Annotated in this window: 9 protein-coding genes; 5 read left to right on the forward strand and 4 right to left on the reverse strand. The window is 49.0% G+C overall.

Annotated elements, in window-relative coordinates; genetic code table 11:
• Positions 1 to 5: 5 nt before the first annotated feature.
• From QEH59_RS16280 to QEH59_RS16290, 3 genes are all read left to right on the forward strand, one after another.
• A complete protein-coding gene (locus QEH59_RS16280; protein WP_308986445.1) occupies positions 6 to 1,466 on the forward strand; it encodes a TolC family protein in 1,461 nt (486 codons plus the stop codon).
• A gap of 141 nt (positions 1,467 to 1,607) precedes the next feature.
• Positions 1,608 to 1,874: a DUF4212 domain-containing protein gene (locus QEH59_RS16285; RefSeq protein WP_308986446.1), complete on the forward strand. Its 267-nt coding sequence runs from the start codon at positions 1,608 to 1,610 to the stop codon at positions 1,872 to 1,874.
• Positions 1,875 to 1,886: 12 nt separating this feature from the next.
• Positions 1,887 to 3,719 (forward strand): sodium:solute symporter family protein, encoded by a 1,833-nt coding sequence (locus QEH59_RS16290; RefSeq protein WP_308986447.1) that lies wholly within the window; start codon positions 1,887 to 1,889, stop codon positions 3,717 to 3,719.
• Between the two features lie 137 nt (positions 3,720 to 3,856).
• On the opposite strand, the gene QEH59_RS16295 is transcribed toward QEH59_RS16290, so the two are convergent.
• From QEH59_RS16295 to QEH59_RS16310, 4 genes are all read right to left on the reverse strand, one after another.
• Positions 3,857 to 4,822, reverse strand: a complete 966-nt coding sequence (locus QEH59_RS16295) for a hypothetical protein (protein ID WP_308986448.1) — start codon at positions 4,820 to 4,822, stop codon at positions 3,857 to 3,859.
• 6 nt (positions 4,823 to 4,828) lie between these two features.
• Positions 4,829 to 5,227, reverse strand: coding sequence for a DUF983 domain-containing protein (locus QEH59_RS16300; RefSeq protein ID WP_308986449.1), 399 nt, complete (start codon positions 5,225 to 5,227; stop codon positions 4,829 to 4,831).
• Positions 5,228 to 5,257: 30 nt separating this feature from the next.
• The gene (locus QEH59_RS16305) at positions 5,258 to 5,476 is read right to left on the reverse strand and encodes a hypothetical protein (RefSeq protein ID WP_308986450.1); all 219 of its coding nucleotides are present in this window, start codon (positions 5,474 to 5,476) and stop codon (positions 5,258 to 5,260) included.
• Between the two features lie 90 nt (positions 5,477 to 5,566).
• A complete protein-coding gene (locus QEH59_RS16310; protein WP_308986451.1) occupies positions 5,567 to 7,453 on the reverse strand; it encodes an ATP-binding protein in 1,887 nt (628 codons plus the stop codon).
• Positions 7,454 to 7,740: 287 nt separating this feature from the next.
• Here QEH59_RS16310 and QEH59_RS16315 point away from each other — a divergent pair, with 287 nt between their 5' ends.
• Together QEH59_RS16315 and QEH59_RS16320 are read left to right on the forward strand one after the other, a co-directional pair.
• Positions 7,741 to 8,604, forward strand: a complete 864-nt coding sequence (locus QEH59_RS16315; protein WP_308986452.1) for an FKBP-type peptidyl-prolyl cis-trans isomerase — start codon at positions 7,741 to 7,743, stop codon at positions 8,602 to 8,604.
• A 37-nt stretch (positions 8,605 to 8,641) separates the two neighbouring features.
• Positions 8,642 to 9,283: a phosphoribosylanthranilate isomerase gene (locus QEH59_RS16320; protein ID WP_308986453.1), complete on the forward strand. Its 642-nt coding sequence runs from the start codon at positions 8,642 to 8,644 to the stop codon at positions 9,281 to 9,283.
• The last annotated feature ends 135 nt before the right edge of the window (positions 9,284 to 9,418 follow it).

Genomic DNA, 9,418 nt, shown 5'->3' on the forward strand with positions numbered 1-9,418 from the left:
TGCGTATGATTCAACTTACACTGGGCCTAGTTGCTGCGAATGTGCTGCAAGCACAGACACCAGCGAGCTGGGATTTAAGTGTGGAAGAGGCTGTCTTTAAGGCATTACAGAATAATCGTGATTTAAATATCCAGCAATTGACTCCTGTTATTGCCGGTGCTTTTGAGCAAATCGAGCGCGGTGTGTATGACCCCGAGCTATATGCGAATTTCGAGTACATTGAAGAAGCGGCCTCGGAGACCTCCCGTTCAACCGGGGAACAATTTCCAGTTGAAGGCCGCGATGTTGACGCAGAGCTTGGGCTGCGGCAGCGTTTGCCCTTCGGCACAGAATTAGAGGCGTCGGTTTCCAGTGTGCGTAGTATTTCCAACCGTGCTCCGGAGCAACAGCAAGCTCGCTATGGTCTGACTGTGACACAGCAATTACTACGAGGTTTTGGTGCGGCCGTGAACCTGGCCTCATTGCGACAAGCTAAGCTAGAGACGTTGGCTAGCCAATATGAATTGGCTGGATTTACACTGGCGCTGGTGGCTGAGGTGGAGTCTACCTATTGGAATTTTGTGGCTGCGACGGAGGCCATTAAAGTATTTGAGCAATCTGTTGAGTTGGCTCAGGCGCAATTGGAAGACATCCAGTCCAGGATCGAAGTCGGTAGCTTGTCTCAGAATCAGGCGGCCGCCGCCCAGGCAGAACTGGCATTGCAGCAACAGCACCTTATTGATGCCCAGAGTTTGCGCCATACACGGCTCTATGAATTGATGCGCTTAATTTATCCCGATTTACCCCTACATGCGGCACTACCGCTGCAGGCGACTAGTTTGCCAGTGGTGGATGTTCATTTTAAACCCGAGGCTCAGTCGCATATACAGCTCGCCTTACAAGCTCGACCGGAAATTGAAGCATCCAAACTACTGCGGGAGCGGGATGAATTAGAAACGGTGGTGACACGCAATGGTCGCTTACCGCAGCTTGAGTTGTTTGTTAATCTGGGGCATTCAGGCTATGCAGATAGCTTTCGGCGTAGTGTACGTGAGAATGACGGTGAGAGTTACGACTATACGCTAGGTTTTGAACTGAGTCAATTTATCGGTAATCGAGCGAGCCGGGCGCGCGATACGATTGCTCGAGCTAGCGCGGAGCAGGCGGATGAAGCTCTGGCTAATTTGCGCAGTTTGGTGCGTTACGATGTGTTGCTGGCTCTGAATGAATTAGAACGGGCACGCAAACAGGTGACGGCTTCTGCGGTGACACGTGAATTCCGCGCACAGAGCTTACAGGCCGAAGAAGATCGCTTCGAAGTGGGGACAGGCACTTCATTGGATGTGGCTCGGGCACAACGCGATTTTGCGCAGAGCCGAATCGCAGAAGTGCAAGCACGCGTGGCATACCTGATGGCTAAAATCGAGCTTTTTCGGGCTGATGGAAGTTTACTGGAGCGCCGTGGCATTAAAGTTGAGTCGCTCTAGTTGACGCTTGTTATCTGTTTTTTTTGATCGACCACGAAGTTGGCAGCTCGTTCAACTGCTTATGACTTTACCAACTTTATTCTTGGAAGTTATTCAAAACTTAGCAGGATTCACATTTTTCCTAATACCCCTTATAAGAATATGGAAGTGGATCACCCCCGTGCACATCGCCGTGCCTGTTTAAAAATTACTCTTTGTCTGCTCACTGTCTGGTTTACTATCAGTTTTGGCGCAGGCATTTTACTGCGAGACTGGTTGGATATACATGCGCCCAAGGTGGGCGGCGCTCCCTTTGGGTTTTGGATGGCGCAACAAGGAGCCATCATTGGATTCGTCCTGATTTTAATCGTTTTTGCCTGCTTGATGAATCGTCTTGACCGTAAACACGGTTACTCCGAAGAGCGCTAGCACTCCTATACCATGTCTCAAGATACCCTGAATTTTATTTTTATTGGGCTCAGTTTTGCCCTCTACATCACTATTGCGGTGCGCTCGCGAGCCGCGTCAACTAAGGAATACTATACCGCCGGCGGTGGCGTTTCACCTTTTGCAAATGGGATGGCCACTGCGGCTGATTGGATGTCGGCAGCTACCTTTATTTCGATGGCAGGCACTGTGGCAATCAGCGGGTATGATGCCTCACGTTTCCTTATGGGGTGGACGGGTGGTTTTGTGTTGTTGACTGTCCTGATGGTACCGTATTTGCGAAAATTTGGCAAGGCGACTGTGCCCGATTTCATTGGAGATCGGTATTACTCCAAGTTTGCACGTGGGGTCGCTGTAGTCTGTGCCATTTTCATTTGTATGACTTATATTATGGGGCAGATGCGTGGTGTAGGCGTGGTGTTTTCCCAGTTGTTCGGCATTAGTATTCCCTTTGGTGTGATCATTGGCGCGGCGATCGTGTTTGCTTATGCGGGATTAGGAGGGATGAAGGGCATCACTTACACTCAGGTGGCACAGTATTGTGTGATGGCCTTTGCCTACACGATTCCAGCAATCTACATCGCAATGGCATTGACGGGAAATGTGATCCCTCAACTGGGCTTGATCGGCAATTTTACGATGAGTGAGCCAGTGTTGCCATTCTTAGAGAAGCTCAACAATATTAATAGCGAGCTTGGCTTCCAAGAATATACTTCTGGCCAAATGTCCACCATTAATATGTTTTGTATTACTGCAGCGCTGATGTGTGGCACAGCAGGCTTGCCGCATGTCATTGTGCGCTTTTTCACGGTAAAGAATGTGCGCTCGGTGCGACGTTCAGCAGCATGGACCTTAAGTTTCATTGCCGTCATTTATCTCACCGCTCCTGCGATTGGGGCCTTTTCACGGGTCAATCTGATCGAGAAACTTAATGGCACAGCTTATTCGGATGCGCCTGCGTGGTTCTACGATTTCGAAGCGACCGGTCAGATGGCATGGGTGGATAAAAATGGTGATGGTGTGATTCAATACTGTGGACCCGCTAAATCTGAAGCGGGGACCTTTAGTGTGTTCCAAAGCAAAGCTCCCATATATCCTAGCTATGATGCGCCGGAGAACCAGCGAATTGGTATGCATGGCGAGCGCCTGCTAGCCAGTAAGGCAGACGATTCTAATCCTAATGAACTCTGGTTTGGCAATGATATCATGGTGATGGCCAACCCATATATGGCGGGCCTTCCGATGTGGGTGATTGCATTGCTGATGGCGGGATGTATTGCTGCGGCACTGTCAACTGCGGCGGGCTTGTTATTAGTGCTTTCGACCTCCATATCACACGACTTAATGAAGAAGATTATCAAGCCGGACTTAAGTGATCGTGAAGAGGTGAACTATGCGCGTATCGCATCGTTCGTAGCGCTGGCTGTGGCCGCTTATTTTGGGATTAATCCGCCTTCCGCATTTATTGCTAAGACAGTTGCGTTTGCTTTTGGTTTAGCGGCTTCTTCATTCTTTCCTACTTTATTGATTGGTATCTTCTCTAAGAAAATGAATCGAGTGGGAGCGATTTCCGGTATGCTGGTGGGGATCTCTTTTACCATTGGCTACATTGTCTATTTCCAATTCTTAGGTGGTCATTCCGAACAGTTGCTTTGGGGCATCACTCCCGAAGGGATTGGATTCGTGGGCATGCTGCTGAATTTTATCGTTGCTTTTACAGTGAAGGCATTCACCGGTGATGCACCACAACATGTCCAGGATATGGTCACAGAAATTCATATCCCGAGTGGAGCGGGGCAGGCGCATAACCATGACTTTGAGATTTGATCGCTAGCGAATACCAATTCGAAAAAAGTTTGGTCCTAATAGATATATATATTGTAACCTCGGTTCTAGGAACCGGGGCGATGCCGATCGCTCCCCGAAATAAAGTTTCGAGGCTACGCAAAGGCCAAGCTTATAGATCATATATTCTTAGCAGTGGTATAATCATTCGCGGCGCCAGTGACGATGGCTGCAGCTGGTTTGGCCTCCTTCGATGCGCTCGATCCTGATTCTTGCAGTAATAATTCCAGACGTGCAATCAACTCGCTGCGTAAAGGCTTGGCAGCTTCACTGAGTGCGCGTTGCCTTCTTTCATACTCGATTTTACCAGTGGCGGTTTCCACTGGGACCGCTTCAAAACCGAGTGAACTACAATCGTAGGGACTGGCTTGCATATCCAGTTTGCGTGCATCGACTGCAAAGATAAAGCACTTCCATAGCAACTCTGATCCGATCCACGGCATGCATTGGGAGGCTAATTTATACAGGTCCATATTGGTGTGTAAACAGCCACACTGTTCATTATCGAGGCGACTTTCCTTTTTCGGTTGCAATCGATTAAATACTTTAGCTCCCGGGCTGAAAAAACGGAAAGCATCGAAATGACTGCATTGAATGGGACGACTGCGGACGTAGGCGTCCGTTGCTTCCTGTGAGAGGCGTAAGGGGAGACGTTCAGCGTGGCGTACTTCACCTTCCGTATCGCCACGGTAGACCATTGCCCATTCGTGCATGCCGAAGCACGCAAAGGCAGGCGGGCGGGCATCGATGGTTTGGCAAAGCTTGAGTGCCATCTCCAAACGATGTCGTGTCGCGGGCGTCATACGTTGAGGGGCCAGTGTCAGGACTGAATTTGCTTGCTGATAATATTTATCTTTATAGGTCGCGTTTAGCTGTGCACCAGCGAGTGCGTTTTCTATGCCTGGGTGCCATACTTCTAACTGAGAGGGCTTATTGCGATAGTAGATAAAGAGAAAGTCGTAGATCGGATGCATTTGCCCTGCGGCACGACGCGAGCGATAGGGCAGTGTCCAAGCTTCCGCACGTTCTCGATGTTGTGCCGCTATTAACTGCCATTCCGATGGTGACAATAATGTCTTGTTCATACGATTCTAGCGTGCCTCATCATGTGCTGTGTCGCTTAGGTTCTGTGGTAGTTCGTCGGCTTGCACAGTATAATAAAGCATCAGCACCCAGCAGAGCATTATTGGATACAGTAAGGTGCATAACAGTGTGGAGCCAATGATCGCAATGCTAACGCCTAGCCATACATTTAGCATATTCAATACCACTAAGATACACACTGGTATGATGACTAAAACAATAGCTAACACATAGCCGATGGAAGTGGTGCCGAAATAAAAACCAGACTCTTCTTTCTCCAGTTCCATTGCACATTGAGGGCAGCTTTTGTGCAGACGAAACCAGTTTTTAAAAATCCCAAAATGCCCGCAATTAGGGCAGCGTCCGGTTAATGTGCGACTTAGGATGTCTGCGCGTTTAATTTTCATGCCATGCTTGCATTCTCTGAATCGTTAAACTTAGTGCACGTCCGATAGTAATTCGGCATTTTTGAGTAAGCGGCAGAATACCTTTTTCGTCGTTTGCTTGTGATGGCCGTCTTTAGTGTTGGGTTGAAGCATTTCTTTGTAGGTAACTGATAGACGTTCTAATTCGACAATGCGTAAATAGACTGGATCGCCAGCGTGACTGTGTACCTCTGCCGAGGTCTTCCATATTTGTCCTTGTGCTAATTTCATAGGACATAGCATATTTGTCTCGTGGCAGCTGGCAATGTTGTAAGTTGTGAGAGTGCTGAAAAGCTTTTCTGAGGCTCTGTCAGTCACTGCTTAGGCTTCTGCGTGCTCGGCCTGTGGGCGGAATTTTACAAGCATGTCGTGTAATTGCTGTATTTGTAGTGGCTTGATTAAGAAGTCCGTCATGTCTGGGTAGTGTTGTTGAAAACTACTGGGATGGATTAAGTTCGCCGTGAATACAATAATCGGGAGTTTAGAGGCATGTGTCTGCTGTGGACTTGAAGTTTTGAGCTGGCTCCATTCGCGAATGAGTTTTGCTGCGCTTAGGCCATCCATAATCGGCATGTTATTATCCATTAATATTAAATGAAAATTACTGTTTGATTCGAGTATTTCGATCGCTTCCGCACCATTGTTAGCCACCTGTAAGCTACAACCTAGTGCCTTGAGCTGGCGACTAATGATGACTTGGTTCGCAAGATTATCTTCAACGACCAGAATATGCATGCCTATAGGTGCATAGGTCGAACGTTTCGGCGCTGCAGCTTTGTTCGCCTGCTGAACGATAGGAAAAGTGAGTGTGAATGCGAAGGTTGACCCTTGGTTAGGTTCACTTTCTACAGTTAATTGGCCGCCCATCATGACGATTAATTGTGAGCAGATGGCGAGTCCGAGTCCTGTGCCACCATACTGACGTGTCGTGGAGCTGTTGGCCTGTGTGAAGCGATTAAAGATGGTTTGCTGGATACTTGTATCCATGCCAATCCCGGTATCTGTCACTGCAAATTGAACCTGTGCCTGATTGGCTTTCAACTTACTTAAATGAGCATTTACTGTGATCGCTCCCCCCTGCGGGGTGAATTTTATCGCATTACTCAACAAGTTTAAGATGATCTGTTTCAGGCGTAGACTATCCCCAGCTAAGCACACTTCATCTTGCCTGTACTGTGGAAAATCGACGTGCAGTCCTTTTTGAGTGGCATTGGACGTGACGGTTGCGATGCTCTCTTTTACTAATTGGTTCAGTGAAAAGACTGAAGTTTCCAGTTTGAGTTGATTCGCCTCGATCTTAGAAAAATCGAGAATGTCATTAATTAAGCAGAGTAAAACTTCACTGGAGCTCGCAATCGCGTTTAAATCTTTCAATTCATCCTGTGAGCGCTCCAGTTGTTTTTGTTTTAACAGTTCCGCGTGTGCGATAATACCATAGAGTGGGGTGCGTATTTCATGGCTCATAGTCGCCAAGAAGTCGCTTTTTGCCTGAGAGGCCGTATTGGCTTTCTGTGTGGCTGCTTCGAGTTCCCGTGTGCGCTCGTTGACTCGTGTTTCGAGGCGTTCATTCATCGTTTTGACAGACTTGAGCGCCTGTTCACTGCGTCCGGCAGTCGCTTGTAAAATGGCCACTAACATCAGGCCTATGGCGAAAAAACAGGTAAAGGCGAGTATGCCATCGCGGGCTAAGCTGTGCGCGGCGAAGTTTAGACTCCCGAGGATGGTATCGCTCTGTAGCGTTTTATAGTAAAGATTTACATTCCCTACTATGATGATGGCGAAGCAAATGATTGCGCTACGTTTGGTGGCGAAAATTAAGGCTAAAAAGAGTAAGAAAGTATCGAATACATAAAGTTGGAATGCCGCTCCTAAAGGTTCATGAAAATAGTTTGCCGGCAGTATCAGAATGAGAGCGTGGATGGGGACCGCTAGTGCAATTGACAAGGTAGAGCCCGCAAACTCCAGTCTCCCTTTTGCTGCCAAGCTTAAGGAGACGATACTTGTTGAGGCGATGAGCACATTCAAAGCGATTCGGATACTTAGGTTCGGCGGTTGGAACCACAAGAAACGAGCTAAATTCAACAGCACGAGCGTCAGCAGCAGAAAGTTGAGACTAAGGAATAAACGGGCTTTGAGACGGATAAAGTGATTGTGCTCATCGTAGATCGTCGTCAGCCGTTGTATATGGGTATGTAGTGGGCTAAACATTCTATTGTGTTTCGATTCCTGGCCGATTTACCTTGATACTTGGGGAGTGGGACAAGTAACAATTCAGGTAATATTTCATGAAAAGAAGTTAACTCCCATTCAAAAATCAGCATATTTATGTAGAGTCTATCTGAAATGTCCTTAGCTCTATAAAATCTGTCTCTACCAGCGAGCGATTGCAGGATAGAAGATGTGGCTGGAAAGAGTGCTCTCTACTGTTCGCTTACATTTGCCATCGTGATAGACTCACTTAACTGTTTCATTTTGATTCACCCTAAACTATAATTATGAAGTCCAAAAACAACCACCTCCTCCTCATGCTGAGTGCCGCACTACTTGGTTCTATCTGCGCTTTTCCGTTGACCTCTAGCGCGTCCGAAAACGATACCTATTCTATGTTAGAAACTCCTAAAGACGTAAACTCCGTTCCATCCGACGCAGAAGTCACCGCTTCTGGTCTCGCTTCGCGTGTATTGACAGCAGGCTCCGGCGCTGAATCACCCGCAGCGGCCGATACCGTGACCGTGCACTATAGCGGCTGGACTACTGACGGACAAATGTTCGATAGTTCTGTAAAGCGCGGTTCACCCACTAGCTTCCCGCTCAATCGCGTGATCAAGGGTTGGACCGAAGGTCTGCAGCTGATGGTTGTCGGTGAAAAACGCCGCTTCTGGATTCCCGCAGAGCTCGCTTATGGCGAAAACCCAGGTGGCGGCCGTCCAGGCGGTTTACTTGTATTTGATGTCGAGCTGCTCGGTATTGAAAAAGCACCAGAGCCCCCCAAGGTGCCTGAAGATGTCGCATCCGTGCCTGCCAACGCCGAAGTGCGTGAAAGCGGCCTCGCTTCGCGTGTGCTCTCTGCCGGCACAGGTAGCCAGCACCCAAGCAAGCAAGATATGGTGACCGTGCACTACAGTGGTTGGACTACCGACGGTCAAATGTTCGACAGCTCCGTCATGCGTGGCTCTCCCGCGACCTTTGGTCTATACCAAGTGATCCCCGGTTGGACAGAAGGGGTGCAACTTATGGTTGAAGGCGAAAAGCGCCGTTTTTGGATTCCCGGTAAGCTCGCTTATGGCGACAAGCCACAAGGCGGTGCACCTGCAGGCACCTTAGTCTTCGATGTCGAGCTGATTAAGATCGGTCAGTAAGTCTCGCTTAAAGAGACTCCTATTTGAAAAAAAATACATGGCGCGCACGCTCCAAATTAAAGTCTGTGGTCTGACCCGAGAGGAAGACGTCGATTTGACGCTTTCGCTCGGGGCGGACTACTGCGGCTTTATCATGTATTCGAAATCACCGCGTGGGCTCAGTCTTGAGCGCGCGCGTGAACTCGCATCGCGCGTGCCGGTGGGCAAGCGGGTGATGGTCGACGTCGCCACTGATCCAGCGGATTTGGCGCGCTATCGCGATGCCGGTTTCGATTATTTTCAGATTCACTGTCCCGTCGACACAGACACGGCGACGCTTCGCGCATGGTCGCAGCTGGTGGGGCGTGAGCGGCTCTGGTTGGCTCCTCGCATGGCGCCGGAAGATTGCTTCCCCGTCGCGATGTTAGACTATGCCGACAGCATTCTGATCGACACCTTCGCAAAGAATCAAGTCGGAGGCACTGGAAAAGTAGGCGACTGGGCACGTTTCAATCAGCTCAAAGCCGAGCATCCGCAGACGCACTGGGTGCTCGCAGGTGGCTTGTCGCCCGACAACGTCAGCTCCGCAGTGGCCTCGACGACAGCCGAGCACCTCGATATCAACAGCGGTGTCGAGAGCCAGCCCGGCATCAAAGACCCCGCCAAGCTGCGCGAGGTCTTTCGCTTGCTACGTGATTAGCGTTAGCGAGCACCTGGGTCAATAGGTAGGGGCGCGACTGGTCACAATGCCATTGCATATTAAAAATATGATAAGCCAGCAACAATATCTGTACTTTGAATGAAAAGGATCTAATAAGTTTTGGATGGCTGAAAC

Origin of the sequence: Thalassobacterium sedimentorum (assembly GCF_031127905.1) — a bacterium.
GTDB lineage: Bacteria > Verrucomicrobiota > Verrucomicrobiia > Opitutales > Coraliomargaritaceae > Thalassobacterium > Thalassobacterium sedimentorum.

What these genes read in the sequence shown, in the direction of transcription:
- QEH59_RS16285 (WP_308986446.1), top strand. Translation starts at nt 1,608, where the DNA reads ATGGAAGTGGATCACCCCCGTGCACATCGCCGTGCCTGTTTAAAAATT.
- QEH59_RS16310 (WP_308986451.1), bottom strand. Translation starts at nt 7,453, where the DNA reads ATGTTTAGCCCACTACATACCCATATACAACGGCTGACGACGATCTAC.
- QEH59_RS16300 (WP_308986449.1), bottom strand. Translation starts at nt 5,227, where the DNA reads ATGAAAATTAAACGCGCAGACATCCTAAGTCGCACATTAACCGGACGC.
- QEH59_RS16315 (WP_308986452.1), top strand. Translation starts at nt 7,741, where the DNA reads ATGAAGTCCAAAAACAACCACCTCCTCCTCATGCTGAGTGCCGCACTA.
- QEH59_RS16295 (WP_308986448.1), bottom strand. Translation starts at nt 4,822, where the DNA reads ATGAACAAGACATTATTGTCACCATCGGAATGGCAGTTAATAGCGGCA.
- QEH59_RS16290 (WP_308986447.1), top strand. Translation starts at nt 1,887, where the DNA reads ATGTCTCAAGATACCCTGAATTTTATTTTTATTGGGCTCAGTTTTGCC.
- QEH59_RS16320 (WP_308986453.1), top strand. Translation starts at nt 8,642, where the DNA reads ATGGCGCGCACGCTCCAAATTAAAGTCTGTGGTCTGACCCGAGAGGAA.
- QEH59_RS16280 (WP_308986445.1), top strand. Translation starts at nt 6, where the DNA reads ATGATTCAACTTACACTGGGCCTAGTTGCTGCGAATGTGCTGCAAGCA.
- QEH59_RS16305 (WP_308986450.1), bottom strand. Translation starts at nt 5,476, where the DNA reads ATGAAATTAGCACAAGGACAAATATGGAAGACCTCGGCAGAGGTACAC.